Origin of the sequence: Synechococcus sp. Lug-A (genome assembly GCF_024345655.1) — a bacterium.
Classification (GTDB): domain Bacteria; phylum Cyanobacteriota; class Cyanobacteriia; order PCC-6307; family Cyanobiaceae; genus MW101C3.
Genome location: NZ_JAGQBN010000001.1, coordinates 249,620 through 276,488 on the forward strand (window position 1 = coordinate 249,620; position 26,869 = coordinate 276,488).

Annotated in this window: 24 protein-coding genes; 17 read left to right on the forward strand and 7 right to left on the reverse strand. The window is 67.5% G+C overall.

Annotated elements, in window-relative coordinates:
• Position 1: 1 nt before the first annotated feature.
• The 6 genes from KBY86_RS01190 to KBY86_RS01215 all read left to right on the forward strand — a co-directional run bounded on the left by KBY86_RS01190 (position 2) and on the right by KBY86_RS01215 (position 6,026).
• Complete coding sequence (locus tag KBY86_RS01190) at positions 2-1,195, forward strand: ABC transporter substrate-binding protein (protein ID WP_255139852.1); 1,194 nt, start codon at positions 2-4, stop codon at positions 1,193-1,195.
• A complete protein-coding gene (locus KBY86_RS01195) occupies positions 1,192-2,136 on the forward strand; it encodes a branched-chain amino acid ABC transporter permease (RefSeq protein WP_255139853.1) in 945 nt (314 codons plus the stop codon). The genes KBY86_RS01190 and KBY86_RS01195 overlap by 4 nt, the downstream gene beginning before the upstream one ends.
• Positions 2,133-3,038, forward strand: a complete 906-nt coding sequence (locus KBY86_RS01200) for a branched-chain amino acid ABC transporter permease (RefSeq protein ID WP_233133005.1) — start codon at positions 2,133-2,135, stop codon at positions 3,036-3,038. The genes KBY86_RS01195 and KBY86_RS01200 overlap by 4 nt, the downstream gene beginning before the upstream one ends.
• Complete coding sequence (locus KBY86_RS01205) at positions 3,035-3,808, forward strand: ABC transporter ATP-binding protein (RefSeq protein ID WP_255100776.1); 774 nt, start codon at positions 3,035-3,037, stop codon at positions 3,806-3,808. The genes KBY86_RS01200 and KBY86_RS01205 overlap by 4 nt, the downstream gene beginning before the upstream one ends.
• A complete protein-coding gene (locus tag KBY86_RS01210; RefSeq protein WP_255139854.1) occupies positions 3,805-4,542 on the forward strand; it encodes an ABC transporter ATP-binding protein in 738 nt (245 codons plus the stop codon). The genes KBY86_RS01205 and KBY86_RS01210 overlap by 4 nt, the downstream gene beginning before the upstream one ends.
• A gap of 107 nt (positions 4,543-4,649) precedes the next feature.
• On the forward strand, positions 4,650-6,026 hold the full coding sequence (locus KBY86_RS01215; RefSeq protein WP_255139855.1) for an NAD(P)/FAD-dependent oxidoreductase: 1,377 nt from the start codon (positions 4,650-4,652) through the stop codon (positions 6,024-6,026).
• Here the strand turns inward: KBY86_RS01215 and KBY86_RS01220 are convergent.
• Positions 6,001-6,819 (reverse strand): SDR family NAD(P)-dependent oxidoreductase, encoded by an 819-nt coding sequence (locus tag KBY86_RS01220; protein ID WP_255100773.1) that lies wholly within the window; start codon positions 6,817-6,819, stop codon positions 6,001-6,003. The genes KBY86_RS01215 and KBY86_RS01220 overlap by 26 nt on opposite strands.
• 105 nt (positions 6,820-6,924) lie before the next feature.
• Here KBY86_RS01220 and KBY86_RS01225 point away from each other — a divergent pair, with 105 nt between their 5' ends.
• The 3 genes from KBY86_RS01225 (at position 6,925) to KBY86_RS01235 (ending at position 9,422) form a co-directional block, all read left to right on the forward strand.
• On the forward strand, positions 6,925-7,857 hold the full coding sequence (locus tag KBY86_RS01225) for a DMT family transporter (RefSeq protein WP_255139856.1): 933 nt from the start codon (positions 6,925-6,927) through the stop codon (positions 7,855-7,857).
• The gene (locus KBY86_RS01230) at positions 7,854-8,864 is read left to right on the forward strand and encodes a VOC family protein (protein ID WP_255139857.1); all 1,011 of its coding nucleotides are present in this window, start codon (positions 7,854-7,856) and stop codon (positions 8,862-8,864) included. The genes KBY86_RS01225 and KBY86_RS01230 overlap by 4 nt, the downstream gene beginning before the upstream one ends.
• A gap of 66 nt (positions 8,865-8,930) precedes the next feature.
• Entirely contained in the window at positions 8,931-9,422 is a 492-nt protein-coding gene (locus tag KBY86_RS01235) for a DoxX family protein (RefSeq protein WP_399220936.1), read from the forward strand.
• Between the two features lie 104 nt (positions 9,423-9,526).
• Here KBY86_RS01235 and KBY86_RS01240 read toward each other — a convergent pair whose 3' ends face one another.
• From KBY86_RS01240 to KBY86_RS01255, 4 genes are all read right to left on the reverse strand, one after another.
• A complete protein-coding gene (locus tag KBY86_RS01240; protein ID WP_255139860.1) occupies positions 9,527-11,164 on the reverse strand; it encodes a GMC family oxidoreductase in 1,638 nt (545 codons plus the stop codon).
• Positions 11,165-11,215: 51 nt separating this feature from the next.
• Positions 11,216-13,879, reverse strand: coding sequence for an MGH1-like glycoside hydrolase domain-containing protein (locus KBY86_RS01245; RefSeq protein WP_255139861.1), 2,664 nt, complete (start codon positions 13,877-13,879; stop codon positions 11,216-11,218).
• Positions 13,880-13,943: 64 nt separating this feature from the next.
• Positions 13,944-14,390, reverse strand: a complete 447-nt coding sequence (locus KBY86_RS01250; RefSeq protein WP_094512978.1) for an Rrf2 family transcriptional regulator — start codon at positions 14,388-14,390, stop codon at positions 13,944-13,946.
• Positions 14,387-15,949: a UbiD family decarboxylase gene (locus KBY86_RS01255; RefSeq protein ID WP_255100768.1), complete on the reverse strand. Its 1,563-nt coding sequence runs from the start codon at positions 15,947-15,949 to the stop codon at positions 14,387-14,389. Before KBY86_RS01255 ends, KBY86_RS01250 begins: the two co-directional genes overlap by 4 nt.
• A gap of 57 nt (positions 15,950-16,006) precedes the next feature.
• On the opposite strand from KBY86_RS01255, the gene KBY86_RS01260 reads away from it, so the two are divergent.
• The 6 genes from KBY86_RS01260 to KBY86_RS01285 all read left to right on the forward strand — a co-directional run bounded on the left by KBY86_RS01260 (position 16,007) and on the right by KBY86_RS01285 (position 21,773).
• Positions 16,007-16,765: a 2-phosphosulfolactate phosphatase family protein gene (locus KBY86_RS01260; protein ID WP_094513054.1), complete on the forward strand. Its 759-nt coding sequence runs from the start codon at positions 16,007-16,009 to the stop codon at positions 16,763-16,765.
• Between the two features lie 74 nt (positions 16,766-16,839).
• Positions 16,840-17,658 carry a carbon-nitrogen hydrolase family protein gene (locus KBY86_RS01265; RefSeq protein WP_094513055.1) on the forward strand — a complete coding sequence of 273 codons (819 nt, stop codon included), beginning with the start codon at positions 16,840-16,842 and terminating at the stop codon, positions 17,656-17,658.
• Positions 17,659-17,693: 35 nt separating this feature from the next.
• Positions 17,694-18,776 (forward strand): N-acetylmuramoyl-L-alanine amidase, encoded by a 1,083-nt coding sequence (locus KBY86_RS01270; protein WP_255139895.1) that lies wholly within the window; start codon positions 17,694-17,696, stop codon positions 18,774-18,776.
• The gene (gene murI, locus KBY86_RS01275) at positions 18,773-19,606 is read left to right on the forward strand and encodes a glutamate racemase (protein WP_255139862.1); all 834 of its coding nucleotides are present in this window, start codon (positions 18,773-18,775) and stop codon (positions 19,604-19,606) included. Before KBY86_RS01270 ends, murI begins: the two co-directional genes overlap by 4 nt.
• Before the next feature lie 23 nt (positions 19,607-19,629).
• The gene (gene sds / locus KBY86_RS01280) at positions 19,630-20,601 is read left to right on the forward strand and encodes a solanesyl diphosphate synthase (RefSeq protein ID WP_094512982.1); all 972 of its coding nucleotides are present in this window, start codon (positions 19,630-19,632) and stop codon (positions 20,599-20,601) included.
• Positions 20,602-20,909: 308 nt separating this feature from the next.
• Positions 20,910-21,773 (forward strand): helix-turn-helix domain-containing protein, encoded by an 864-nt coding sequence (locus tag KBY86_RS01285; protein WP_255139863.1) that lies wholly within the window; start codon positions 20,910-20,912, stop codon positions 21,771-21,773.
• Between the two features lie 59 nt (positions 21,774-21,832).
• Here the strand turns inward: KBY86_RS01285 and KBY86_RS01290 are convergent, their stop codons facing one another.
• Positions 21,833-22,828: a sensor domain-containing diguanylate cyclase gene (locus KBY86_RS01290; protein WP_094512984.1), complete on the reverse strand. Its 996-nt coding sequence runs from the start codon at positions 22,826-22,828 to the stop codon at positions 21,833-21,835.
• Between the two features lie 178 nt (positions 22,829-23,006).
• Here KBY86_RS01290 and KBY86_RS01295 point away from each other — a divergent pair, with 178 nt between their 5' ends.
• Positions 23,007-25,505, forward strand: coding sequence for a type II CAAX prenyl endopeptidase Rce1 family protein (locus KBY86_RS01295; RefSeq protein WP_255139867.1), 2,499 nt, complete (start codon positions 23,007-23,009; stop codon positions 25,503-25,505).
• Positions 25,502-25,885 (forward strand): hypothetical protein, encoded by a 384-nt coding sequence (locus tag KBY86_RS01300; RefSeq protein ID WP_094512985.1) that lies wholly within the window; start codon positions 25,502-25,504, stop codon positions 25,883-25,885. Before KBY86_RS01295 ends, KBY86_RS01300 begins: the two co-directional genes overlap by 4 nt.
• Before the next feature lie 59 nt (positions 25,886-25,944).
• Here the strand turns inward: KBY86_RS01300 and KBY86_RS01305 are convergent, their stop codons facing one another.
• Positions 25,945-26,703, reverse strand: coding sequence for a prohibitin family protein (locus KBY86_RS01305; protein ID WP_399220132.1), 759 nt, complete (start codon positions 26,701-26,703; stop codon positions 25,945-25,947).
• Positions 26,704-26,869 lie beyond the last annotated feature (166 nt).

The following is a 26,869-nucleotide window of genomic DNA, read 5'->3' on the forward strand; positions in this document are numbered from 1 at the left end:
CATGCATAGGCACCTTTACCCCGCCCGCCGCCTCCTGCTGGCGATGATCGGGCTCGCCTTCGGGGTGGCTGGCTGTGAGGCCACCACCTCCGACAAGCCTCTCGATGTCAACAAGGGGGTGCCGGTGGGGGCGGTGCTGGCTCTCACCAGCAACGCGAACGTCTACGGGCAGGACCAACAGCTGGGCCTCAAGCTCGCCGAACGCTGGTTCAAGGGAAAGGGTGTGCCGATCCAGCTCACGATCGAGGATGGAGGTGGTGATGAGCAGGCAGCCAGCCAGGCCTTCAATCTCCTGATCGATGCCGGTGTGGTGGCCCTGATCGGTCCCACCCTCTCCCAGCAAGCCTTTGCCGCCGCCCCGATCGCCCAGCGCCGCGGGGTGCCTGTCGTCGCGCCTTCCAACACCGCCAAGGGCATTCCGCAGATCGGCAGCTTCATCAGCCGCGTTTCAGCCTCCAGCGCTGTGATCGCTCCGTTGGCGATCGAAGCCGCCTTGAAGAAGGATCCAACGATCCGGCGCACAGCGGTGTTCTTCGCCCAGGACGACGCCTACAGCACCTCTGAAGCCGAGATCTTCCAGAACGCCCTGGTGGCAAAGGGGCTGAAACCGGTCACCGTGCAACGCACCCAGTTGAACGACCAGGATTTTCAGAACCAGATCACTGCGGCGCTGCGGTTGAAGCCTGATCTGATTGTGATCTCGGCCCAGGCCGTCGATGGCGGCAACCTGATCCGCCAGCTGCGAGAGCTCGGCTACAAAGGCCGCATCGTGGTGGGCAACGGCATGAACACCCCGAACATCTATCCGATCTGCCAGATCTATTGCGACGGGATCCTGATCGCACAGGCGTACAGCCCGGAGCTGGACACAGCCACCAACGCGGCCTTCGTGAAGCTCTTCAAGGAGGCCTCTGGTGGCGCCATCCCCCCCCAGCTCACTGCCCAGGCTTTCACCGCGTATCAGGTCGTGGCCGAAGCGCTCACACGGCTGAACCGCCGTTCGCCCATCAACGGCCGGCCGCTGACGGAGGTGCGCCAGGAGCTGATGAAGGAACTGCTGGCCGGTCGCTACGACACACCCTTGGGTGAGATCGGCTTCACCCCAGAGGGCGAAGTGGTTCAGAAGCGCTTCTACGTTGCAGAGGTGCAGATGGTTACGGGCGGGCAAAGCGGGCGCTTCGCCTTGCTCGATTGAGCGACACCGTGGATCACCTGCTGCAGGTGCTGCTCAATGGCCTGGCCAGTGGGGCCGTCTATGCCCTCTTTGCCCTCGGGTACACGCTGGTCTTCTCGGTGCTCGGGGTGATCAACTTCGCGCAAGGGGCCCTGTTCACGCTCGGGGCCTATTTCACGTATCTGCTGATCGGCGGCAGCGTGGGCTCCAATGGCCTGCTCGCAGGCGTCCAGCTGCCCTTTGCCCTGCCCTTCTGGCTGGCCCTGCTGCTTGCCGGTGTCGGCGCCGCCGGCATGGGCGTGCTGGTGGAAGCCACCGCTTTTGCACCCTTGCGCCAGCGGCGGGCCGAGCCGCTGCTCTACCTCATCTCCAGCCTGGGCGCTGGGGTCGTGATCGTGAATGTGGTGCAGTTGCTGATGGGCGCCGAAAGCTATTCGATCCCCGCCGCCACCCTGGCAGAGCTGCCGGCCACCATCCGGATCGGAGCAGCCCAGGTGCGCTCCGTGCAACTGCTGCTGATGGCGGTGGCTGCCATCGTGCTCGTCACGCTGACGCTCTGGCTGGAAGGCAGTCGCATGGGCAAGGCTCTGCAGGCCGTCTCGGAAGATCCAGACACCGCCCGACTGCTGGGCATCAATGCCGGGGCCATGATCCAGCTCGCCTTTGCACTGAGCGGCTTTCTCGCCGGCGTGGCCGGTGGGCTGGTGGGGCTGAGCGTGAGCATCTCCGGGCCGTACTTCGGGATCGGCTTCGGCATCAAGGCCCTCGGGGTTCTGGTGCTTGGCGGCCTGGGCAGTGTGCCCGGAGCGATGCTGGGGGGCCTGGTGGTTGGCCTGGCCGAGGCACTCGTGCCTGCCGACTTTTCCGGCTACAAAGACGGGGTTGCCTATGCCTTCCTGTTCGCGGTGCTGCTGCTTCGGCCCCAGGGGTTGCTGGGCAAAACCCTGATCAGCAAGGTGTGAGCGACCTCTCCCTGCTGGTGCAGATGGGGCTGGGCGCTCTGCTCGCCCTTTCGGTCTACCTGCCACTGCGTGCGGGTCAACTGTCACTCGCCACCCCGGGCTTCTATGCCATCGGCGGCTATGTGGCCGCACTGCTTTCCACGCGCTGGCCAGCGCTGGCCGGCAACGGAGCGCTCTATCCCTTGCCCTCGCTGCTGCTGGAAATGGTCCTGGCCACAGGGTTGGCCACAGGGCTGGCGCTGCTGATCGGCCGGCCGGTGCTCCAGCTGCGGGGCATCTATCTGGCGATCGCCACGATCGCCCTCGTGGAGATTCTGCGGGTGGTGAACCTCAACGCCGGCTGGAGTGGTGGTGCGGTGGGCATCTTCGCGATCCCACAACCGTTCAACGGCCCGCAGGGCTATCTGATCTGCACGGCGCTTCTCCTGGCGTTCTGCTGCTGGCTGTGCGCCCGGCTGGAGCAGATGCGCCTGGGACGGGCGATGGCCGCCATGCGGGAGGACGAACTGGCCGCCCGCTGCATGGGAGTGCCCACGGCTCAGGTGGCCTTGAGCGCCTTTGTGCTGAGCGCCGCGATCGCGGCGCTCACCGGGGTGGTGGCCGCCCATTTCCTCAACACCTGGAACGCCCGCCAAGGCAGCTTCGATGCCAGCATCACCACCCTCGCTTTCGTGGTGTTCGGGGGTTCACGCACCTGGCTCGGGCCGGTGCTGGGTGGCCTCTTTCTCACCGCACTGCCGGAACTGCTTCGGCCGGTGGGGGATCTGCGCCTGATCGTGTTCGGTCTGGTGATCCTGGTGGGCCCGATCCTGGCGCCGCAGGGCCTGATCACACCGGAACGGTTGGCGGCCCTGGTTCACGCCCTGCCACTGCCAACGGCCAGAAAAAGCACCTCGGCATGATCGGCACACCACTGCTGGAACTGGAGGCGGTCACCAGGAGTTTTGGCGGGCTGATCGCCGTGAACCGCGTGTCGCTGCAGGTGGAAGCCGGGTCGATCACCGGGCTGATCGGACCGAACGGAGCTGGCAAGACCACTCTGTTCAACCTGATCTCCGGGCTGACGCCCCCCGATGCGGGCCGCATCCTCTGGCACGGTGCCGCCATCGATGGCTTGCCGCCGGAACGGGTGAACCGGCTGGGCATCGCCCGCACCTTTCAGAACCTGCGCCTGTTCGGACCGCTCAGCTGCCTCGACAACGTGCTGGTGGGACTGCACAGCGCCGACAGAGCACCTCTGCTCGGCGCCCTGCTGAACCGATCTGCTTTCCGCCGCCAGCAGGGCCAGCTGCGTCAGCGAGCCCATGAGCTGCTGGAACTGCTGGAGCTCGATCACCTGGCGCACCAGCCGGCCGACAGCCTCGCCTATGGGCTGCGGCGCCGGCTGGAGATGGCCCGTGCACTGGCCACCGGCCCCAGGTTGCTGCTGCTTGATGAGCCGGCTGCCGGCATGAATCCGGCCGAAAAAGCCACACTCGCCGATCTGATTCGGCGGCTGCGCCAGCACTTCGATCTCACCGTGCTCGTGATCGAGCACCACGTCCCCTTGATGATGCGACTGTGCGACCGCCTTGCCGTGCTCAATTTCGGGCAGCGGATCGCTGAAGGGACCCCCGCCGAGGTACGCAACGATCCACTGGTGATCGAGGCCTACCTGGGGAGCAAGACATGAACGGGGTTCCGCCAGGCGGACCCACGCCGCTGCTGGCCCTGCGGGGACTCACGGTCCGCTACGGGGCGATCCAGGCCCTCGGCGATGTGAACCTCGAACTCCACAGCGGCGAGCTGGTGGCGCTGCTCGGTGCCAACGGCGCCGGCAAAAGCACCACGCTGCGCGCCATCTCGCGGTTGGTGGATGCTGCCGCGGGATCGGTGGAATGGAAGGGGCGCTCTCTCGCCTCGTTGTCCACCGAAGCCACCGTGCGCCTTGGCATCGGCCATTGCCCCGAAGGCCGCCGGGTGCTGGCGCGCCAGAGCGTGGCCACCAATCTGGAACTGGGGGCCTTCCTGCGGCGTGATGCCAAAGCGATCCACGCCGACCTCGACTGGTGCTACAGCCTGTTTCCGCGGCTTGCTGATCGGCGCCGCCAGCCGGCCGGCAGCCTCTCGGGGGGCGAGCAACAGATGCTGGCGATCGCCCGTTCCCTGATGGGGCGGCCGGAACTGCTGATGCTGGATGAGCCAAGCCTTGGACTCGCCCCCAGGCTGGTGGAGGAACTGATGGCAGTGCTCCACACGTTGCACAGCCAGGGCCTCACGATCCTTCTGGTCGAGCAGAACGCCCAGGCGGCCTTGGCAATCGCCGACCGTGGCGTGGTGCTCGAAGCTGGGACAGTGCAATTGCGCGGCTCTGCCGCTGCCTTGCTCGCAGACGACGAACTGCGCGCCAGCTATCTGGGCGCTTGAGGGCACGTCAGCACGCGGCCCTGCTCTGTTCTTCGCACCAACATCCTGGGCGCCTATCCACGCCGATGCGCCCTGAATAGGCTGCGACCGTCCGGCCTGCAACCGCCATGCCACGCGAGCGCTTCTTTCTGGAGTTGGAGCCGCCGGCTGAAGCTCTGCGCGGGCGACCCCATGTGGTGATCGTGGGAGGGGGTTTTGCTGGGCTGTCGGCGTGCAAAGCCCTGGCCGGCGCCGATGTTCGCGTGACGCTGATCGACAAGCGCAACTACAACCTGTTCCAACCGCTGCTGTATCAGGTGTCCACCGGGCTGGTGGCTCCGGGGGATGTGACCGTGCCGCTGCGGCTGCTGGTGGGGCGGCAGCGCAATGTGCAGGTGCTGATGGGGGAGGTGAAGGAAATCGATGCCGAGGCGAAGGAGCTGGTGTTCAACGAGCGCCGCTTCAGCTACGACCACCTGATCCTGGCGGCAGGTTCCGGCAGCTCCTACTTCGGCCACGACGAATGGCAGGCGATCGCCCCGCCGATGAAGCAGCTGGAAGACGCCCTGGAGATCCGCGAGCGGCTGCTGTTGGCGATGGAGGAGGCGGAGCAGACGCCCGAGGAGGAGAAGCGGCGCCTGCTGCAGTCGGTGGTGGTGGTGGGGGGCGGACCCACCGGCTGTGAGCTGGCGGGGTCGGTGTCTGAGCTGCTGCGCCACGCCCTGGCCAGGGATTTCCGCCAGCTCGATCCCGAAGACACCCGCATCCTGTTGGTGGATCCCGGCGATCGCCTGCTGCGGGGCATGCATCCCGATCTGGGCGCCGGCGCCAGGCGCTTCCTGGAATCCATCGGCGTGGAGGTGCTGCTGGGGGGCCGGGTGAAGGCGATCGAGCCGGGGCGGGTCACGATCAGCACCGCCGCTGGCGAGCAGGTGCGGGAGGCGGCCACGGTGTGCTGGACGGCGGGGGTGAAGGCGTCCCCACTGGGTGCCCGGCTGGCTGAGGCCACCGGCGTGCCCCTCGACCGGGGCGGCCGGGTGCCGGTGGAGGCGGATTTCTCCGTGCCCGGCCATCCCGAGATCCGGGTGGTGGGTGACCTCTGCGCCTATGCCCCCAGCCCGGGCGCCAGCCCGCTGCCGGGGCTGGCCAGCGTGGCGGTGCAGATGGGCAGCTGGGTGGCCCGTGATCTGCGGGCCGGCCTGGAAGGGCGCCCGCAGGCGCCGTTCCGCTTCGTGGATTTCGGCTCGATGGCGATCCTGGGGCGCCTGCACGCCGAAGCCGACCTGCGCGGCTGGCGCGTGGACGGCCCGCTGGGCTGGCTGATCTGGGGCGTGGCCCACCTGGGCTTCATGCCCGCCAACGAGAACCGGGTGAGCCTGCTGGTCAAATGGCTGTGGGCGATCGCCGCCCGGCAGCGCGGCTCCCTGCTGATCATGGGAGAACCGCGCTTTGAGGAGGGTGTGCCGGAGGGCTCTGCCGCTACAGACCCGGGCTGCTCTGCATGATGCCGCCATCGGCAAAGATCGTGGTGGCGGTGATGTAGCTGGCGTCGTCGCTGGCGAGGAAAGCCACCACCTTGGCCACCTCTTCCGGCTGGGCCATGCGGCCCAGCGGGATGGCGGCATCCAGCTTGGCCATCAGCTCCGGATCCTTCATCGTGGCGTCGTTGATCGGAGTGGCCACGGCTCCCGGTCCCACATTCACCAGAGTGATGCCGTGGGGAGCCAGCTCGAGGGCGGCGGTGCGGGTGAGCATGCGCACGCCGCCCTTGGCGAGGCAGTAGGGCGTGTTGTTGGGCATGGGCCAGTCTTCGTGAACCGAGGAGATGTTGATGATGCGGCCGCCGCCGCCCTGGGCAATCATCTGCTTGGCGGCGTACTGGGTGGCGAAGAAAACGCCACGCAGGTTCACATCCAGCACCTTGTCGTAGTCGTCGGGGGTGGTGGTGAGAATGGAGGTGCGCGTTTCGATGCCGGCGTTGTTCACCATCACATCAATGCGCCCGTATTTCGCCACTGCAGCATCCACCAAGCGCTGAAGATCATCCAGCTTGGACACATCAGCCTGCACACCGAAGCTGCTGCCGCCGAACGCGCCGATCTCCCGCTCGATCTCTTCGGTGGCCTCAGGATGGGAGCGGTAGTCGATCACCACCTTGGCGCCGCGGTGCGCCAGGGCTTCCACAATCGCTTTGCCGATGCCGCTGTTGCCGCCGGTCACGATCGCCACCTTGCCTTCAAGCAGCTTGGCCAGGGTGCGGATGGCGTCTGGATTGGTGGTGCTGGTCACGGAATCCATGGGTGACAGGGGCAGCTTTGAAGGTAAGCATGGGCCCAACGGGAAGGGTTGAACGCCGTGGCGAATGTGATTCCATCCACACCCCCGCAGGAGGCCTCCGGCTCAATGCGTTCACTGCTGCTGGGCGCCGCCCTGCTGGTGCTGGCCTTTCTGGCGAACACCGCCCAGAGCGCCTTCGGCAAAGCGCTCGGCAGTGGCATGGGGCCCGTGCCGTTCACCTGGCTCACCTTCGTGATCGCGCTGGCACTGATCCTGCCCTGGGTGCTGTGGCGCGGTGGCCGTGATCTGCGCACGTCCGTGCCACTGCTGCACCTGCTGCGCAGTTGCACCGGGCTGGCGGGGTTCTTTCTGTTCATTACCGCCGCGCGACTGGTGAATCTGGTCAACGCCAATGTGCTGCTGAACACCACGCCGTTGTTCATCCCGCTGCTGGGTCTGCTGGTGCTCGGCCAGCAGGTGCCCAGAGCTCTGTGGGGCTGCCTCGCCATCGGCTTTGCCGGCATGGTGATCGTGGTGCAGCCCAACGCCTCCCTGCTCACCCGCCCCGGCGATCTGCTGGGCCTGGCTGCCGGCCTGCTCTGCGCCGTGGAGTTCCTGGCCGTGAAGCGGCTCGACCGCACCGAGGCGCCGCTCACCCAGATGATCTATTTCCTGCTCATCGGCAGCGTCGGCTCCACCCTGGCGATCCTTGGTCCGCTGCGGCCGGAGGGACAGGCCGGTGCACTGCTCAGCGGGCTGGACACCAGCCAATGGCTCACGGTGCTGGCCTCCGGCGTGTGCCTGGCCTGCTTTCAGTTTCTCTTGATCAAGGCTTACACCTATGCCGAACCCGGCGCGATCGGCGCCTTTCAGTATTCGTCGGTGGTGTTCGCCGGCCTGATCGGCTGGATCTGGTTCGCCGAGACGCCCACCCTGGCGGTGTGGGTCGGCACCGCGCTGATCACCTTCGGCGGCGTGCTGAGCATCGTGCTGCAACGCCCGGGGAGCACCGCACAGCCTGCTGGCCCCATGGGCAGCACCGGCAGCACCGGCACATGACGCACCCCCTGGTCAGCTCTGGCCCCCACATCGAAGCGGTGGCGATCACCTGTGCCAGTGCCGAGCGCAGCGCCGCCTTCTTCTGCGCGTCGCTTGGCTTCATCCGGCTCGCTGAGGAGCGGGTGGAGGGCGGGCCCCAGGCCGCTCTGTTCGGGCTGCCGCAGGGACGGCTGCAACGGGTGCAGCTGGGGCTGGGCGAGGAGCGGCTGGATCTGATCGAAGTGCTCGATCCTGGCCCGGGGCAGCGCCCGGGGCGGCCGCTGCCACCTGACTCACGCAGCTGCGATCTCTGGTTTCAACACCTCTGCCTGGTCACGGCGGATCTGGCGGCGAGCCACGCCCGGCTGCAGCCCCTGCTGGCCGCTGGCGCAATCACGGCGGTATCAGCGGCGCCGCAGCGGCTTCCCGAGTGGAACACCGCCGCCGCCGGCATCTGGGCCTTCAAGTTCCGTGATCCTGATGGCCACAACCTGGAGCTGCTGCAGTTTCCCGACGGCAAGGGGGATCCCCGCTGGCATCGCCCGCGGCCGGCCGGTGCCTCTGAGCTGCTCGGCATCGATCACAGCGCCATCGCCATCGCCGACACCGCCCGCAGCCGTGCCTTCTACAGCGAGCTGCTCGGCCTGACGGCACTGCCCAGCGGCGAAAACAGCGGGCTGGAGCAGGACCGGCTCGATGGGCTGAGCGAGACGCGGGTGCAGATCACGCCCCTGCGCTGCGCGGCAGGCATGGGCATCGAAACCCTTGGCTATCTGCCCCCCAACCAGGGGCGCCCGCGACTGGCGGATCAGGCGCCGCAGGACCTGGCCCACTGGCAGATCCACCTGGCAGCCAGCGGCCTCGATCGCATCGCCGCCAGCGCGGCGGCATTCGGGGCCGAGCTGCTGCCGCCCGGCCTGGTGGCGCTGGAAGCGGGGGCCGGCGGGAGCAGACGGGCGCTGCGGCTGGCCGATCCCGATGGCCACGAGCTGCTGGTGCTGGAAACCGCTGGCGTCAGCGCTCCCTGAAGCCCGGCAGCCGCTCGGGACGCCTTGGTTACCTTGAGGCACCGACGCACGTGAGCTGCCGTGGCCGTGGACATCGTGGAGATCCTGGTGCCCATCGGCCCCTCTCCCCTCAGTGAAGCGGTGCTGACACTGCTGCGGGTGTTCACCGGCATCGCCTTCATCCGCCACGGCTGGCCGAAGCTGCGCAACCTCACCACCTGGGCGACCGCGCTGAAAACACCACGCTGGCTCTGCTTTCTGTCGGCATTCTCGATGTGGGCAGGCGGGATTGCCCTGATCCCCGGTCTGCTCACGCCCCTGGCCGCCCTGGCGATTCTGGTGTCGATGGGGTACGCCATGGTGCTGGAGGTTCTAGCGGGCACCCCCTTCATCGCCCCCGATCCCTATCAGATTCCGCCGGGAGATTATGCCGGCCCCATGGGCGTGGGGGAACCACCCAGCTGGGAAAAGGCCGCCATGTATGTGGTGATGTGCCTGGTGCTGATCGGAGCCGGAGGTGGCGCCCTTTCCCTCGACGGACTCCTGATTCGCGACGTCCTGATGCTCAACTTCGGCTGACACCATTCGGCGCTGCTGAGAGGATGCAACTGTGCTGAGGGCATTCAACTCGGTTGACAGCGTTCAACCAAGAAGATTCCCCCTGGCGCCTCTCCCCGGCTGGATCATACCTGCAGCCGGGCGATGAGATGATCGCCCACCCGCAGGGCATTGGCGATGGCGGTGAGCGAGGGATTCACCGCACCGATGCTGGGGAAGAAGCTGGTGTCCACCACGTAGAGATTGTCGAGCTCGTGGGCTTTGCAATCAAGATCCAGCACCGAGGTGGTGGGATCGGTGCCGAAGCGGCAGGTGCCGGCCTGGTGGCCCACGGCGGCAATCGCCATGCTGGATTTCACGTAGATCTGCCGCTCCACCAGGTGATTCTTCAGATAGAGAGAATCCAGCAAGCCGCGAAGATTATGCTCAAGCTTGGCGCTTGCCGTCTGATTGTTGGGGGTGTAGGAGAGGGTGATCGCCCCCTCCTTGTTCACGGTGATGCGGTTATCAGGGTCGGGGAGATCCTCGCTGCTCAGCCAGAAATCCAGTGCATGTTCCGCGATCTGGTCCATGCTCCAGCCGGGCATCAGGAAGGTTTCCAGTGGGGCATAGCCCTTCATGATCGTGCCGCTGGTCTTGCCGGTCATCTGGATGTTGCCCATCGGGTAGGGAAACGCCTCAGAGCCCAGATACCAGTCATTGATCGACACCGTTTTCTGAAACACGGTGGTGTTGGGTTCATGGGCCAGCGCTACCAGGGCCTTGCTGTTGTGGAACATGTAGTTGCGCCCCACCTGCCCCGAGCCATTGGCCAGGCCGGCCGGGTGGCGGTCGTTGGCAGACATCAGCAGCAACCGGGCGCTGTTGGCGGCGCCGCAACTCACCACCACCACATCGGCGGAAAAGCGCATCGGCTCGCCATCGCGAAGAAGCTCCACCGCCGTGACCCGCCCACCACTGGCATCGGTGAGCAGCCGCTGCACATGGGCGCGGGTGAGCAGCGACACATTCGCATCGGCCAAGGCCGGCCGAATGCCCACCACGTCCGCATCGCCCTTGGCATGCACCAGGCACGGAAAGCCATCACAGCGGTTGCACTTGCGGCAACGGCTGAAGGGCAGGTTGGCCTCATCGAGCATCACCCCGCTGGGGGCGTGGAAGGGGCGCAGGCCGGCGGCACGCAGGTCGTCGACCAGCTTCTGCATGCGCGGCTCATGGGCAATCGGCGGGTGGGGATAGGGGGCACTGCGGCGGGGTTCGGTGGGATCTTCCCCCTGCTGGGCATGCACGTGGAACAGTGCTTCGGCGCGCTGGTAATAGGGCTCGAAGACGTCGTAAGGGAGGGGCCAGGCCGGTGAGATGCCGTCGTGGTGAATCAGCTCGCCGAAATCGGCCTCGCGCAGGCGGAAGTGGGCGGCCCCGTACATCTTGGTGGCACCTCCCACCATGTAGTGGCTGCCGGGCTGAAAGGCCTTGCCGTGCTTGTCGTGCCAGGTGTCCGCAGACACATAGCGACCCTGCTGAAACACCGCTTCGGCGCTCCAGTTCTGCGGTTCCTGGGGGAGCCAGTCGCCGCGTTCCAGCACCAGCACCTTGAGGCCGCTGCCAGCCAGGTGCCGCGCCAGGGTGCCGCCGCCGGCCCCACTGCCGATGATCAACACATCCACGTGGCTGCCATCCGGTGGATTCAGCTGCCCGGCACCAGGCAACGGGGCGAGGGTGATCGACGGGTCGATGATCCGGGCCGTTGGGGTGGCAGGCATGGCGGAAGGGTGGCGGCGGAACAGAGGGGAAGGCAGAGACAGGTGCTGCGATCAGGGCACTGGATATTGGGAGAGTTGGTTGATCATCTTGCAGACGATCGCACTCCAGCCGGTCTGGTGGCTGGCGCCCACCCCACGGCCATTGTCGCCATGGAAATACTCATGAAACTGGATCAGATCACGCCAATGGGGGTTGTGCTGAAACAGATCCACATCCCCGAGGAAGGCGCGCCGGCCCTGGCTGTCACGGCGGAAAAGATTCACCAGCCGCTGCTCCAGCTTCAATGACACATCCCAGAGGCTGAGCCATACGCCGGAGCCGGTGGGGAACTCCACCGTGAAGCTGTCGCCATAAAAATGGCCGAATTTCTGCAGAGATTCGATCAACAGATAATTCAGCGGCATCCACACCGGCCCACGCCAGTTGGAGTTGCCACCGAACATGGCCACCGGGCTGTCCGCCGGTGAATAGGAGAGGCAATCTGATTCACTGCCTTCGGTGTAGCAGAAGGGTGCGGTTTCATACACCTTCGACAGAGAGCGGATGCCGTAGGGAGAAAGGAATTCCGTCTCATCGAACAGCCGCTCACAGATGCGGCGCAGCCGATCTTCCGGCACCAGGGAAAACAGCAGCCGGTCGTTGTGGCGCCGGCCCAGGTGCGTTTCCACCCAGGAGGGAGAGGTGCGCTCGTGGGTGTACCACGCCATGCTGTTCTTCACATCCAGCACCGGCAGACGTTCCAGCGTTTCCTGATCGAAACTGGCCACCGCCAGCAGGGGAATCAGGCCAGCAATCGAGCGGCTGCGCAGGAAATCAGTGCTGCCATCGGGCCGCTTGATCACGTCGTAGTAGAAGCCATCCTGCTCATCCCAGTTCAGAAACTCGTTGTCTGTGGGGGTGTTGAGCGTGAGGTTGAGCTGCACGAAGTCGTAGACAAAACGCTCGCACAGATCCGCATACTCCGGTTCACGCACACTCAGCTCCACGCTGATGTTGAGCAGATTCAGGCTCAGCGACGCCATCCAGGCGATGCCATCGCTTTCTCCGATGTGGCTGCCATCGGCGAGCGGAAAGCGGCGATCGAACACGGCAATGTTATCCAGACCGAGGAATCCACCCTCGAACACGTTGTCGCCCGAACGATCGTTGCGGTTGGCCCACCAGCCGTATTCCAGCAACAGCTTGCGCAGTGCCGCCCGCAGAAAGGGCATGTCCGGTTCACCGTTCTGCTTGCGGTCGATCTGATACACACGCATCGCCGCCCAGGCACCGATCGGTGGGTTCGGATCGGAGAGCGCCCATTCGTAGGCAGGGGTCTGGGCGTTGGGCGCCGTGAAGCGGGGGCTGCGCAGCAGCATGCACTGCTCCTTGGCGGTGGCCGGATCGAAGCCGGCGAAGGCCACGGCATGCACCATCAGATCCCACTGGCAGAAATAGGGGTATTCCCATGAATCGGGCATGGAGATCACATCTTCCACATGCAGACGGCGCCAGGCCGCATTGGCGCTCCTGAAGCGCTCCGGCGGCGGCACCGGCTGGCCCGGATCCCCCTCCAGCCAGCGTTTCACGTCCCAGCTGTAGTACTTCTTGCACCACAGCAATCCGGCGGCGCCTGCGAGGTGAATGCGGCGGTCGTCGGCTTCCAGCCCCGGCACGCAGTGCTCGAAGTAGGCCCTCCATTCCTGCACGCGTGCCTGATGGGTGGCCTCGAACGCCGCGCCGAACGCCGCCGGCTGCTCGCCCGCCCACAGGCGCAGGTCCACCACCCAGGTCTCCCCCGGGGCCAGTGTGCGGCGCAGCAGGCGGGCCGCCTTGGTGCCCCGCTGGGCGGGGTTGATGGCTCCCTCCTCCCCCTCCACCACATACCGGTGAAAGCCGTCCTTCTGATACGGCCGCTGGTTGGGCTGGCGGAACAGGCGCTCGGTGTTGGTCTCGTTGTCGGTGAAGATCCAGGGGCCAGGCTCGGCGCAGGCCAGCCGGTACGACCCGAGGCCGGGCAGCACAGGGGTGCGCAGCAGATCCCCTTCAAGCTCCAGCGGCTGCTCGAGCGCGCCCGCATAGCCCCAGCTCCAGGTGTTGCGCAACCACAGGGTGGGCAGGAGGGTGAGCGGGGCAGGATCGGGGCCTCGGTTGGTGAGGCGCAAGCGGATCAGCAGGTCGTCGGCCGCCGCCTTCGCGTACTCCACCTCCACATCGAAGTAACGGTCGTCGTCGAACAGCCCGGTGTCGACCAGCTCGTATTCCGGGCTGTCGCGCCCGCGCCGCCCGTTCTCGTGGATCAGGTGGTCGTAGGGGAAGCAGCGCTGGGGGTACTTGTAGAGCCCCCGCATGAAGCTGTGGGTGGGGGTGTTGGCCAGGTGAAAGGTGTAGTCCTTGATGTCTTCGCCGTGGTTGCCTTCCGGGTTGCCCAGCCCGAAGGGCCGCTCCTTGAGGATGGGATCGAGGCCGTTCCAGAGCGCCACCGAAAAGCAGAGGCGGGCGTGCTCGTCGCAGAGGCCCAACAGGCCGTCCTCCCCCCAGCGGTACACGCGCGAGCGGGCGTGGTCGTGCGGGAAGGAGCGCCAGGCATCGCCGTCGGCGGAGTAGTCCTCCCGCACCGTGCCCCACTGACGATCAGGTAGGTAGCTGCCCCAGAGCGCCCAGGGCACCAGCCCCTGATCCCGTTCGGCCATGCGGCGCCGTTCGGCGAACTCGATGGCGTCGCGGTCGGGCATCAGCGCGTGATCAACACCTGGCCATCCTGGCCGGGTTCGGCGCTTCCGCAGGCCGCTCTGTGCGTTAGCCCACCATCAGGCCGCCGTCTTCACTGAGGCATTCCTGCCAGCTGCGCAGATCGAAGAGCAGTTCCTCGAGCGTGAGCACGGCCAGTTCCTGCTCCAGCGCCCGCTGCAGACGCCGCACCAGAGCCTGGGCCACCTGCTCGCCCGCCAGTGCCGGGTCGCTGGCTGTAGCCGCCGCCGGCCCCAGAGCTGGATCAGCCTGCACGGCTTGCAGCACGGTGGCGACAGGAATCGCCGCCGGTACCCGCCGCAGGCGGTAGCCGCCGCTGCGGCCCCGCCGCGCCTCCACCAGATCGGCCCGCCGCAACTGCAGCAGAAGTTGCTCCAGCATCGGGGCCGGAATCGACTGAGCGGCGGCGATCTGCGTCACCGAGCGCCAGGCGCCCGGCTCCCTGGCCAGCTCCAGCAGCGCCTTGAGCGCCTGCAGGCCGCGGCGCTTGATCAACGCCGCGCCGCCAGACGCTCCAGCACGTTCTCGAGGGTGTAGCCGAACAGGGTGGGATCCGGTTCGGTGGCGTCGATGTCGGCCAGGCCCAGCTCCTGCCAGCGGGCATCGAGCCGATCTTCGATCGCCGCCGGCCGGCGGAGCGGTTCGCCCCAGTCGTGGCGCTTTTCCGGCCCGACCTTGGTGGTGGCATCGATCGCCAGACGGCCGCCCAGCCCCAGACGCTCGCTGGCGAAATCAAGCGTGTCGAACGGGGTGTCCTCCAGCACGAACAGATCGCGCTGGGGATCCACCTGGGCACTGATGGCCCAGATCACCTGGCGCGGGTCGCGGATGTTGATCGACTTGTCGACCACCACCACGAACTTGGTGTAGGTGAACTGGGGCAGGACGGTCCAGAAGGCCATCGCCGCCCGCTTCGCCTGGCCCGGATAGGCCTTGTCGATCGAGAGCACAGCCAGCTTGTAGCTGAGCCCTTCCATCGGCAGGAAGAAATCGATGATCTCGGGCACCTGTTGCCGCAGGATCGGCGTGTAGATGCGGTTGAGCGCGATCGCCAGCATCGCCTCCTCCTTTGGCGGGCGGCCGCTGAAGGTGGTGAGGAACACCGGGTTCCGGCGCTGGGTCATGCACTGGAAGCGCACCAGCGGGGACGCCTCGACGCCGCCGTAGAAGCCCATGTGATCACCGAAGGGGCCGTCGGGCAGTTCCTCGCCGGGGGTGATCGTGCCCTCCAGCACCACCTCGCTGTGGCTGGGCACCTCCAGGTTCACTGTTTTGCACTTGGCCAGCCGCACCCCTTCGCCGGCGTAGATGCCGGCGAACAGCCATTCGGAGAGCTGCACCGGGATCGGGGTGGCGGCGGCCATCACCAGCAGGGGGTGCACGCCGATCGCCACAGCCACCTCCAGGGGCTTGCCCATGGCCGCCGCCTTGCGCAGGTGGCGGGCACCGCCACGCACGCTCAGCCAGTGCACCGTCATGGTGTTCACCGACTGGCGCTGCAGCCGGTAGACACCCACGTTGGGCACGCCCGTTTCCGGGTCCTTGGTGATCACCAGGCCGAGCGTGATCACCCCGCCGGCATCGCCGGGCCAGGGGCGCAGCAGCGGCAGGCTGTCGAGGTTCACGTCCTCCCCCTTGAACACCTGCTGGTGGCAGGGCGGCAGCAGGTCGAGGTCGGGGCGGGCCTTCACCACATCCCAGAGCACCCCGCCGAAGCGCACCGCCTCGCGCAGCCCCTTCGGCGGCCGGGGCTGCTGCAACAGGGCCAGCCGCGCGCCGAGATCCTCCAGCTCTTCGGCCGACTCCAGGCCCATGCTCCACACCACCCGCTGCACGGTGCCGAGCAGGTTCACAGCCACCGGCATCGGGCTGCCGATCACGTTCTCGAACAGCAGGCCGGGGCCCCCGCGGGCCAGCACCCGGTCGGCGATGGCGGCCAGTTCCTGGTCGGGGTCGACGGGGGCTGTGATGCGCCGCAGCTGGCCGCGCTGCTCCAGTAGCGACAGAAAGCCCCGCAGATCTCTGGTGGAACTCCGCGGCAGCGTGGCCGTCATTGAGTGGGTCCTGAGCGTCGCTGCCTACTGTGACGCACGCGACCCGTGCCCTGCGCCGTGCAGATCCATACCTTCCACACCTCCGAAGATGTGCCAGACCGCGGCCCTGGAGCGGCGGCGGCGGGCCCGGATGCGGCCGTGGTGATCGACGTGCTGCGCGCCACCACCACGATCGCCTGGGCACTCCAGAACGGCGCCGAGGCGGTGCAGGCGTTCGCCGATCTCGACAGCCTCAAGGCCGCGGCCGCGGCCTGGCCGGCCGCGCAACGGCTCACAGCCGGCGAACGGGGCGGCGCCCGGGTGGAGGGCTTCGATCTCGGCAACTCCCCCCTGGCTGTCACGCCGGCGCTGGTGGCGGGCAAGCGCATCTTCATGAGCACCACCAACGGCACCCGCTCGCTCGACAAGGTGCGCACTGTGCCCCTGCTGCTGACCGCCTGCCTGCCCAACCGCGCGGCAGTGGCGGCGCGGCTGCTGGAGCGGCAGTGCGAGCAGGTGTGGATCGTGGGCAGCGGCTGGGAGGGCTCCTACTCGCTGGAAGACACCCTGGCGGCTGGCGCGGTGGCCCAGGCGGCGATGGATGCCGCAGCCGCTGGCGGCCGGTCGGTGGAGGCGGGCAATGACGAGATGGTGGCGGCGCTGGCGCTCTGGCAGCAGTGGCGCCACGATCCCGAAGGCTGCCTGCGTACCGCCAGCCATGGCCGGCGGCTGATCGGCCTGGGCGATCACGACGATGATTTCCGCTGCTGCGCCAGCGTGGATTCGCTTGAGATCGTGCCGATGCAGGCCGAGCCAGGCGTACTCAAAGCCAGCTGAAGCCGGCGCCCAGCCCCGTTCCGGTGCCGGAAGGCAGCTCCCTTACAGTTCCGCCGACCTCTTCCCTGCTCATGGTGACGAGCTTCCTGGCCGCTGCTCTGCAACTCACCAGCACGCCCGATCCGGAGTCCAATTTCGCGGCCGCCGAGGAGCTGATCGATCTGGCGGCCCGGCGCGGCGCCGATCTGGTGGGGCTGCCCGAGAACTTCGCCTTCATGGGCAACGACGAGCGGCGGCTGGAGCTGGCGGGCAGCCTGGCCGAACGCTGCAGCCGCTTTCTGGTGACGATGGCGCGGCGCTACCAGGTGACCCTGCTGGGCGGCGGCTATCCGGTGCCGGCCGGGGAGCGGGCCACCTTCAACCGCGCAGAGCTGGTGGGCACCGAAGGCCAGCTGCTGGCCCGCTACGACAAGATCCACCTGTTCGACGTGGATCTTCCCGATGGCAACACCTATCGGGAGTCGGGAACGGTCAAAGCGGGCGAAACCTTGCCGCCGGTGGTGGATGTGCCGGGCCTGTGCCGCATCGGACTTTCGATCTGTTACGACGTCCGCTTTCCCGAGCTCTACCGCCACCTAGCCGGTGCTGGTGCCGAACTCATCATGATTCCGGCCGCCTTCACCGCCTTCACCGGCAAGGACCATTGGCAGGTGCTGCTGCAGGCGCGGGCGATCGAGAACACGGCCTACGTGATGGCACCGGCCCAGACCGGCCTGCACTACGGCCGCAGGCAGAGCCATGGCCACGCCCTGGTGATCGACCCATGGGGCACGGTGCTGGCGGATGCGGGAATTTCCCCCGGGCTGGCGGTGGCGCCCGTCGACCCTGATCATGGCCAACGGGTTCGCACCCAGATGCCGAGCCTGAACCACCGCCGTCCTTCGCTGTTCTGACCCTGGGGAAGCCCTGCCCGTCACTGCTCACCACGCTGCGGGCGTCGTGCCGCGCGATCGCCCTCGCCACGCTCGCGCCGTCTGCCCTGCTGCTGGCCTCTCTGCCGGCCCACGCCGCCAGCGCCCTGGCCGCCTGGCGCGTCAGCCGGGATGGGGTGCTTGAGCTGCGCACCTCGCCCTCAATCTCCCTGCAGGCCTTCTACGAAAGCGGCAGGGGCACCCAGGGTCCTCGGGTGTGGATCGACCTCCCCGGCGCCCCGGTGCGGCCTCGCACCCTGCGCGGCAGCGGCGCCCTGCGCGAGGTGCGCATCGGCAAGCCCGATCCCGGCACCACCCGCCTTGTGCTCGAATTCGCCCCAGGCACCCAGCTCGATCCGCGCAACATGCGCCTGGTGGGCACCGCCCGCGACCGCTGGCGCCTCGAGCTGACCGGGCTGGGCTCCAACCGGCTGATCTCCACCCTCGGCGAAGGCAACGTGGAGGTGGCAGGCGGAGGCTGGGTACGGCCGACTCCCTTCGGCGGCAGCCGCCCCCTCCCCTCGACCGGCGGCATGCCCGCAGTGCCGCGCGGCCGCTTCCGGGTGGTGATCGATCCAGGCCACGGCGGACCCGACCCGGGCGCCGTGGGCATCGGCGGGCTGCGGGAAACCGATGTGGTGCTCGACATCTCGTTGCAGGTGGCCCAGCTGCTGCAGAGCAAGGGTGTGCAGGTGGTGCTGACGCGCACCTCCGAAATCGACGTCGACCTGCCGCCGCGGGTGGCGCTGGCGAACAGCAGCGGTGCCCAGGCTTTCCTCAGCATCCACGCCAACGCCCTGAGCATGGCCCGGCCGGATGTGAACGGCATCGAAACCTTCTACTTCCAGGGCGCGCAGTCGCGGGCGCTGGCGGAGGCCGTGCAGGAGGAGATGCTGCGGGTTTCACCCGGCAGCCCCGACCGCGGCGTCAAGACCGGCCGCTTCTTCGTGATCCGCCGGACGGTGATGCCCGCGGCGCTGGCGGAAACCGGCTTCGTGACAGGCGATCTGGATTCCCCCCGGCTGGCGGATGCGGGACACCGCCAGCGGCTGGCCCAGGCCATCACCCGCGGCATCCTGCGTTACCTGGGGGGCGGATGAGCAAGCGACGCATCGGCCTGCTCGACAGCGGACTCGGCGGCCTGACCGTGCTGCGCCGCCTGGTGGAGCGGCATCCCGACCAGCCCTACATCTACCTGGGCGACACCGCTCGGGTGCCCTATGGCGAGCGCTCCAGGGGGGAGATCCGCTCGATTGCCGCCGAGGTGGTGAGCTGGCTGCAGCTGCAGTCGGTCGATGTGGTGCTGATGGCCTGCAACACCACCCATGCCCTGGCCCTTGATGTGGTGGAGGCCATTGCCGGCCGCGAGGTGCCGGTGCTGGGTCTGATCGACAGTGCTGCCACCGTGGTGCAGGGGGAACGGGTGGGCGTGCTGGCCACGCCGGCCACCGCAGCCAGCGGCGCCTATGGACGCGCCCTGCGCGCCGTGCGTCCGTTCATCAAGGTGGTGGAAGTGGGCTGCCCCGCCTTCGTGCCCCTGATCGAGCGGGGTGATCTCACCGACCCGCAGCTGCGCGAGGCGGCCCACACTTATCTGAAGCCCCTGCTGGCCGCCGATGTGGACACCGTCGTGCTTGGCTGCACCCACTACCCGCTGCTGGAAGACCTGCTGCGGGAGCTGCTGCCCCAGCACGTGGTGCTGGTGGATCCGGCCGAGGCCGCCGTGGCGCGCCTGTCGGTCTGCATCGGCCGAACGCCGGCGCCGGTGCCGCAGCGCTGCGGCCTGCACCCGTCTCCCGCTCTGGCCAGTGGCAGCCGCTTCTGCGTGACCGGCGATCCGGAGGCCTTCGCCCGTGCCGCCATGCCCTGGCTGGGCTGGCGGCCGGTGGTGGAGCAGGTGGCGCTCTCAGCGCCGATCCAGGCCTTCTAGGATCCATCCACTGAGCAGGGGTCATGGCCACGGTCGCGCAATTGCTCCAGCCGGTCGAGAACGACCTCGAAACTCTGCTGAGCGATCTGCGCAGCCTGATCGGCGCCGGCCACCCGATCCTCCAGGCTGCAGCTGAGCACCTCTTTAGTGCCGGTGGCAAACGGATCCGCCCCGGCGTGGTTCTGCTGCTCTCACGGGCTCTCAGCCCTGATGGTGAGCTCTCCAGCCGGCACCGGCGCCTGGCTGAGATCACCGAAATGATTCACACCGCCTCCCTCGTCCACGACGACGTGGTCGATGAGGCCTCCACCCGCCGCGGCGTGGACACGGTCCACAGCCGCTTCAACAATCGCCTGGCGGTGCTGGCGGGCGATTTCCTTTTCGCCCAGGCCAGCTGGCACCTCGCCAACCTCGACGACCTCGATGTGGTGAAGCTGCTCTCGCGCGTGATCATGGACCTGGCCGACGGCGAAGTGCGACAGGGGCTGTTCCGCTACGACACCGGCCAGAGCTTCGAGACCTACCTCGAAAAGAGCTACTGCAAAACTGCCTCGCTGATCGCCAACAGCGCCCGCGCCGCCGGGGTGCTGAGCAACCTGCCGGTCGATCGCCTCGATCAGCTCTACCGCTTCGGCCGCCAGTTGGGCCTGGCCTTCCAGGTGGTCGACGACATCCTCGACTTCACCGGCAGCGATCAGCAACTGGGAAAGCCTGCTGCCAGCGATCTGGCCGCCGGCTACCTCACGGCCCCGGTGCTCTTCGCCCTTGAGGAACGTCCGCCCCTGGCCGGGCTGATCGAGCGAGAGCTCTGCGAACCCGGCGACCTCGATCAGGCGCTGGAGCTGGTGCGGGGCTGCGAAGCGATCCCCCGGTCGCGCACGCTGGCCGAAGGTTTTGCCCGAGAGGCCGGCGAAGCGCTCCAGTGGCTACCGCCTTCCGCCTCCAGCGACGCCCTCAAGGCCCTGCCGGACTTCGTGCTCAGCCGCCTCTATTGAGCGCGCTTTGCCGAGCTGAGTGGGCTTGCTCCGCCGAATCGCACGGCCGTTTGACCTGCTCTCATGCAATGGCCAGAGCAGGTTGCTGCACGAGGGATGGATCCATTCACCGAGAAGCCAGTTCTCCTTCACACAGGCTGCTTCAAAATCAGGGAGGTGTGAAGATTCAAAGCCACAAGATCTCTCACGTTTTGCTAGCGATTGACGGGCAGCTTTACCCATGCTGAAAAGGAACCCTCCCATGGACATCAATCAGCACCATTTCGAGCTACAAATCCTCTGACCTCCCCCTCTCAGAGATCCACACCATGAGCGAGGGCAGTTCCTCCAACCAACCCGTGCCCGACGTGGACGCCGAGGATCAGGCCACGGCGATTGCACTGGGCGCATTGGGAGCCCAGCTCCGTCAAGCACGCGAGGCCAAGGGCATTGCCCTGCCGGAGCTTGCCAAGCGCCTGTTCTTCCGCGAGGAGCAGTTGAACGCGCTTGAAGCCGGCGACCGTGCCGCCCTGCCCGAGCTTGTGTACGTGATTGCCCAAGCGCAGCGCGTGGCCGGGGTGCTCGGGCTGGATGTGGCGCCGTTGTTGCAGCCGCTGCGCAACCTGCAGAAAAGTGGCCTCACCCACCGCTGCCTGGACCCAAGCACCTCAACGACACAGCAGACGGCGCCAGGGTCCGCCAAGACCGCCGCCGCAGGCGTGATGGTCCGTTCCATTGCCGTGATGGCTCTGATCGTGGGCGCTGGATCGGCGCTGGTGTGGGGCTGGCGGCGCTTCGATGCCGGCACCCTCCAGACACGGCTTTCCGCGCAGCCGGCTGCCCCCTCCCCTGCACGGCCCGAGCCCCCGGCCAACGAACCAGCCCCTGCCATGGTTGCCCCGGTGGCCGTGCCGCCAGCTCCTGGCGATCTGCTGCTGAGCAGTAGTGCCCCCAGCTGGCTGGAAGTGCGTCAGGTGGGCGGCCCTGCCGGCGAGGAGGTGGTGTTCCGCGGCACCTTCAAGGGGGAGCGCCACTTTCCGCTCGGCGATGGCCTCAAGGTGCTGGCCGGGCGCCCCGACCTGGTGACAGCCCGTCTGGAAGGCAAACCGGCTGAACGCCTCGGTTCGATCGAACAGGTGCAGTGGCGCACCTTCAAGACTTCAGCAGCGGATCCGTCCGCTCCGCCTCCCTGAGCACAAGAAGCCACCCCCCCAAGGGGCACCTCCGCAGGGTTGCTGGGGCGGAGCGGCCTTCATTCCCTTTCCATCGCCACAATCTGATCGCGACCGTTCATCCGGGCCAGTTCTGAGGCTTTTGTTGCCCGCTGGAACAGGCTGGCGAAATCGGCGTCGGTGTCGCTCATGGTGGTGACTCCACCGCTGAGGTGAATCTGCTGCTCGCTGTGGAAGGACGACACACCAATATGGTGGACGCCCTCCAGCACGCTTTCCGCCAACCAGGTGGCCTGCTCATCGGTGCTGTTGATCAGCAGAATCGCGAATTCCTCGTCGCCCACCCGTCCGATCAGGTCCTGGTCCGCGGCGTGGCTGCGGCAGAGATCGGCCACTTTCACCAGCACCTCATCGCCCGCCTTGTGGCCTGAACGGCTGTTGATCATCCGGAAGTTGTCAATGTCGAGAATCACCAACGACAACGGCACCTGACGCTCCCGCGCATGCCTCAGTTCGAGTTCGCCGAGCTGAAGGAAAAGGCTGCGCCCCAGCAGATGGGTGATCGGGCAATGCAGCGACTGGCGGCGCATCTCGATTTCCCGCATCGCCAATTCAGCAATGCGCTCCAGAAGACGGATCTGCTGATCGCTGGGCTGGCGAGGCTTGCGGTCGATCACGCACAGCGTGCCGAGGTTGTGGCCGTCTTCAGAGGTAAGCGGTGCGCCCGCATAGAAGCGAATCCTGGGCTCCTCCAGCACGAGGGGATTGGTGTTGAAGCGCGGGTCTTCGAGCGCATCGGGCACCACAAGCACGCCGTTGCCGGCGATGGCATGGGCGCAGAAGGCCATCTTGCGCGGTGTCTCGTCGATCTCCAGCCCCTGGCGGGCGATGAACCACTGGCGGTCGGTATCGATCAGGGAGATCAGGCCGATCGGTGTGTCAAGCAACTCAGTGGCCAGCTCCAGCAGGCGATCGAGGTGCGGATCCTTGCGATGATTGAGCAGGTCGTGGCGCTCCAGCGAGCGCAACCGCTGGAGTTCATCGACGGGGACCGGGTAGTCGGGGAAGGGGGACATTGCAAGGCCACGCGCAGACAGCTCCTGCCTCTGTTGTAGCCAGGCCGGGCTGCGTCACGCCCTGAGCCAGTGGGCTTGGCAACCGACTGGTATGCAAAACAGCACCCAAGCGGCTCCCGTAACCTCGGCTCTCCCCCCGGTAGCCGTCGTGCCTCCCCGAACGCGCCGGCTGCGGCCCATGCCCAGCGCCAGAAGGGCAGCGACCCTGGCCGCTGGTTTCTCCGCCGGTCTCGCCGCTGTTCTGGCGGCCTTGCTGGCGGTTCTGCTGCCCATGCTTCAGTCGGCGCAGGCGGCGACCGGACCGTCCAGCTACGCCCTGGCCTGGGAGCAACCCTTCAACCGCCCAGATCACTACCCCCTTGATCAGCGTCCTGATCCGGCGCTCTACAAGCCGAACGGCGCCTGGATCGGCCGGCTGATCCTGCCGGAGGCGCGCGCCGCGGATCCCGCCGGTCAGGGTCAAAGCGCCCAGGATCCCGGCGCTGACTGGGTGTGGCTGGAGGTGCAGCACGCGCCTCCCGAGCACGAGAAACTGGTGGGCCAGCGGCTGCGGCTGGGCTGGCAGGAGCGGCCGCTGTTGCAGGCCATGGTGCGCACCGTCAGCACCGACATCCACTTGGATGCGGCGGCCCATGCGGCGATCGCTGCCGGCAACGTGGTGCCGCAGCGACTCGATGGCCGCCGCGGCGTGGGTCCGCTGCAATCGCTGGCCGGGGCTCGCCCCCACGACGACGTGATCGTGCGGCTGGAGGAGGTGGAGCTCACCACCAGCCCCACCGGCAGCCCCGGCCTGGCGATCGCCCAGCCGCCGGTGCAGATCACCGGCCGGTACGTGGCCCTGGTGCAACTGCTGCAACCAGCCGCCGCCGCCGAGAACCCCGACGGCGATCGCTTTGAGGTGCGGCACTTCGATCGGCGCCAGGGCGGATTCAGCGGCCCGCTGGACGTGGTGCGGATTCCGCGGCAGCCACCTGATCGCGATGGGCGCCGGCTGTTCAACCCGGATGGCCTGGTGGGGGATCCGATCGGCGCCGCCGGCTGGCTGGTCTACGGCGCGCCCGATGCCAGCGGCCTGTTCACGGCCCAGGCACTGCTGCCCCGGGCGCTGCTGCAGCCCCAGGCCGATCAGCTGGTGCAGGGCCGCGGCGCCGGCCTCGACTACGTGCTGCACCGCAACTGGGCCCGCACCCCCGAGCGCAAGGGCCGCTTCTCACGGGTTCAGGTGGGGGGAGAAGGCAGCTGGCAGCTGGGCGAGCGGGGCCTGCTGATCCACAGCTTCGGCGGCATCGGCGGCCCCGCTGGCGAAGCGATCGTGGCCGGGACCGTGACCGGCCACTTCGCCTTCGGCGACGCCGAACTGGGGCGCGACCCCTTCAGCGGTGAGCCGCTGTTTGCGCTCCGCTTTCACCAGATCTATGCCAACAACCCCAACGGCATCGTGGCCGGCACCCAGGACTGGAGTGCCTACAGCGGCGATCTGCAGCGGGGCTGGCTGTGGCTGCGGCCGATCTCCGATGTGCTGATCCGTCAGGACCTGTTCAGCGACGTGCAGCTCGGCCCCCGCCGCTTCTCCCTGCTCGACGAACTGGGGGTGCAGGCCAACGTGATGATGGCCCGTTACCGCAGCGGCGATGGCACGGGCCTGTCGTCGGTGACGCCGGCCACCTCCTGCGTGCAGGATTCCAGCCAGACCCTCTACATCGCCCTGCAACGGCTGCGCCAGCAGGTGCTGGCCGATCCCGGGCTGATGGCCTGGTGGCGCGCCCATCCCAACGACAGCGACAGCCGGCGCTTCGAGCGGCTGCTGGCCCTGGGCCGGTCGCTCGACGACCTGCTCACTCCCTTCGGCATGGTGCGCTCCGACTGGGTGCGCAACGCGGCAGTGGTGGCCGGCGCTGACACGCTCACCAGCGGTGAGCAGCATTTCGTGCGCGGGGAAAGCGTGCGCGATGCCCTGCTCAGCTGGCGTTCGATGCTGCCCCGCCGCGGCCATGACGACATCGCCCGCGTGTTCCTCCAGAACGGCTCGCAGCTGTGGTTCCAACGCACCAACCAGGTGCCGGGCCGCGACCCCGAGCTGCTGCCGCTGGCACCCACGCTGCTGCTCGGCCAGTGGCCCTGGTTGTCGGTGCCGCTGCGGCGGCTCTCCGATGCGGTGAGCACGCCGCTGCTGGGCGGCAATGGGCTGGTGGCGGCGCTGGGAATGCTGCTGTACGCACTGGTGGCCCTGCCGCTGGCGCGGCGCAGCGGCCTGCTGCGGCAGGGCTGGCGCTGGCGACCGCTGGGGCCAATGCTGCGCCAGGCGCCGCTGCTGCTGCTGATGCCAGCGCTGGGGGAGGAAGCGGTGTTCCGCGCCGCCCTGCTGCCGGCAGCCGCAATGGAGGGGGTGGGGCCCTGGTCGTCGCTGGCCTGGGGCGCCCTGAGCGTGGGGCTGTTCGTGGCCTACCACCCACTGGCTGGCGCCACCTGGTACCGGCCGGGGCGGCAGCTGTTCCGTGATCCGGCCTTCCTGCTCTCCTGCAGCTGGCTCGGCGCCGTGTGCGCGGGCGTCTTCCTGCTCAGCGGCTCGCTGTGGCCGCCCGTGCTGATCCATTGGCTGGCCGTGACCCTGTGGCTGTGGCCCCTGGGCGGACGCCTGCGGTTGAGGATGGAGGCCCCCAGGCCGGTGGCCCCATGACCCTCGAACGGTTCAAGCAGGCCCTGGCCACATTGATGGAGCAGGCGCCCACCGACCCCCTGGAGCGGGATGAATTCTTCGAAGTGAACCCGCTGCCCGCCGCCGATGGCCCCTTTGAGGTGGTGGTGGTCGACGAGGAGCAGGGGATCTTCGCCGCGCTCTATCTCGACCGCCTGTTCGAGGAGGAGGAAGCTGAAGGCCAGGACGAGGTTGAAGCGCTGGTGCCCGCCTACCTGCAGGAGGCGTTCGGGCTGGAGCGGCACGACTGGCAGCCCACCGCTCCCTTCGATCTGGGCTGGCGGTCGCGGGAATTTCTCTGGTTTCTGGAATTCCAGCTCCCCGGTCTCACGCCGCCCTGTCACAGCGACGCCGTCAGCTGAGTGAGGGCTGGCGCGGGGCGCAGACGGCTGAGTGTGTGCTGACGGGGGCTCAGAAGGCTTCAGCGCCCCCTGACGATCACCGGTGTGCCACCGCCTGGAGCGGTGCCGGGCAGGGCGGGCACCACCGAGGTCTGACCGTCCCATTTGTCGAGGAACAGCTTGTAGAGCACCTGGTCATCGAGGCTGGAGTTGAGGATCTGGTAGCGCTTGGCCTCCTGATCGGCGATCTTCACTTCGGTCTGGGCGCGCAGCAGCCGCTGCTCGGCGATCTGTTTCTGTTCGATGGCGGCGCGGTATTCCTCAGCGATCTGCAGACCGGTGAGGTCGAGGCCCTGCACGATCACGTAGTTGAACTTGCTGAGTTCTTCCGCCACCTTCTCCTGCACCAGGGCGGAGATGTCGTTCCATTCGGTGGCGATCGTCACCAGCTCGTACTGGGAAAACACCGATTTGAGCGCCTTGAGCAACGAGGGCTGGATCACCCGCGGATAGATCTGGGAGTTATCGGTGGCGATCGTTTCGAACACGCGGGCCGCCTCGCTGGGCTTGATCGCGTACTTCACCGTGGCGGTGGCCTCGATCACCTGCAGATCCTTGGTGAGGGTGGAGAACTGCTCCGGCCGCACCTGGGTGCGCACATCAAAGAACGAGGTGGCCTGAATCAAGGGGATCTTGAGGTTGGGGCCGGGGTCGCGCTGGTTGCCGGTCACCTTGCCGAGCGTGGTGACCACGGCGACGTTGCCGGCCGGCACGATGAAGATCGTCTGGGTGAAGAGGATCAGCAGCGCCACGGCCCCGGCGATCAGCAGTTGAAACATGGCGCCCGGGCCATCACCGGCCGGTCGCATCGAGCCTTGCATGGTGGTGGGGCGTAGGGAGTGCGCACCCTAGGGGGAGCCTGTGGCGGGAGTGCGAAGCAGGAAAGCGGGATCCCGCCGCGGGCAGGCTGTGGACGCCGGCAGGCGCTGAGCAAAGGGAAGCGTT

Bases quoted from the DNA above. Each gene is read 5' to 3' on its own strand.
- KBY86_RS01190 (WP_255139852.1), top strand. From the start codon at position 2: ATGCATAGGCACCTTTACCCCGCCCGCCGCCTCCTGCTGGCGATGATC.
- KBY86_RS01205 (WP_255100776.1), top strand. From the start codon at position 3,035: ATGATCGGCACACCACTGCTGGAACTGGAGGCGGTCACCAGGAGTTTT.
- KBY86_RS01210 (WP_255139854.1), top strand. From the start codon at position 3,805: ATGAACGGGGTTCCGCCAGGCGGACCCACGCCGCTGCTGGCCCTGCGG.
- KBY86_RS01215 (WP_255139855.1), top strand. From the start codon at position 4,650: ATGCCACGCGAGCGCTTCTTTCTGGAGTTGGAGCCGCCGGCTGAAGCT.
- KBY86_RS01220 (WP_255100773.1), bottom strand. From the start codon at position 6,819: ATGGATTCCGTGACCAGCACCACCAATCCAGACGCCATCCGCACCCTG.
- KBY86_RS01225 (WP_255139856.1), top strand. From the start codon at position 6,925: ATGCGTTCACTGCTGCTGGGCGCCGCCCTGCTGGTGCTGGCCTTTCTG.
- KBY86_RS01230 (WP_255139857.1), top strand. From the start codon at position 7,854: ATGACGCACCCCCTGGTCAGCTCTGGCCCCCACATCGAAGCGGTGGCG.
- KBY86_RS01240 (WP_255139860.1), bottom strand. From the start codon at position 11,164: ATGCCTGCCACCCCAACGGCCCGGATCATCGACCCGTCGATCACCCTC.
- KBY86_RS01245 (WP_255139861.1), bottom strand. From the start codon at position 13,879: ATGCCCGACCGCGACGCCATCGAGTTCGCCGAACGGCGCCGCATGGCC.
- KBY86_RS01255 (WP_255100768.1), bottom strand. From the start codon at position 15,949: ATGACGGCCACGCTGCCGCGGAGTTCCACCAGAGATCTGCGGGGCTTT.
- murI (WP_255139862.1), top strand. From the start codon at position 18,773: ATGAGCAAGCGACGCATCGGCCTGCTCGACAGCGGACTCGGCGGCCTG.
- sds (WP_094512982.1), top strand. From the start codon at position 19,630: ATGGCCACGGTCGCGCAATTGCTCCAGCCGGTCGAGAACGACCTCGAA.
- KBY86_RS01285 (WP_255139863.1), top strand. From the start codon at position 20,910: ATGAGCGAGGGCAGTTCCTCCAACCAACCCGTGCCCGACGTGGACGCC.
- KBY86_RS01290 (WP_094512984.1), bottom strand. From the start codon at position 22,828: ATGTCCCCCTTCCCCGACTACCCGGTCCCCGTCGATGAACTCCAGCGG.
- KBY86_RS01295 (WP_255139867.1), top strand. From the start codon at position 23,007: ATGCCCAGCGCCAGAAGGGCAGCGACCCTGGCCGCTGGTTTCTCCGCC.
- KBY86_RS01300 (WP_094512985.1), top strand. From the start codon at position 25,502: ATGACCCTCGAACGGTTCAAGCAGGCCCTGGCCACATTGATGGAGCAG.
- KBY86_RS01305 (WP_399220132.1), bottom strand. From the start codon at position 26,703: ATGTTTCAACTGCTGATCGCCGGGGCCGTGGCGCTGCTGATCCTCTTC.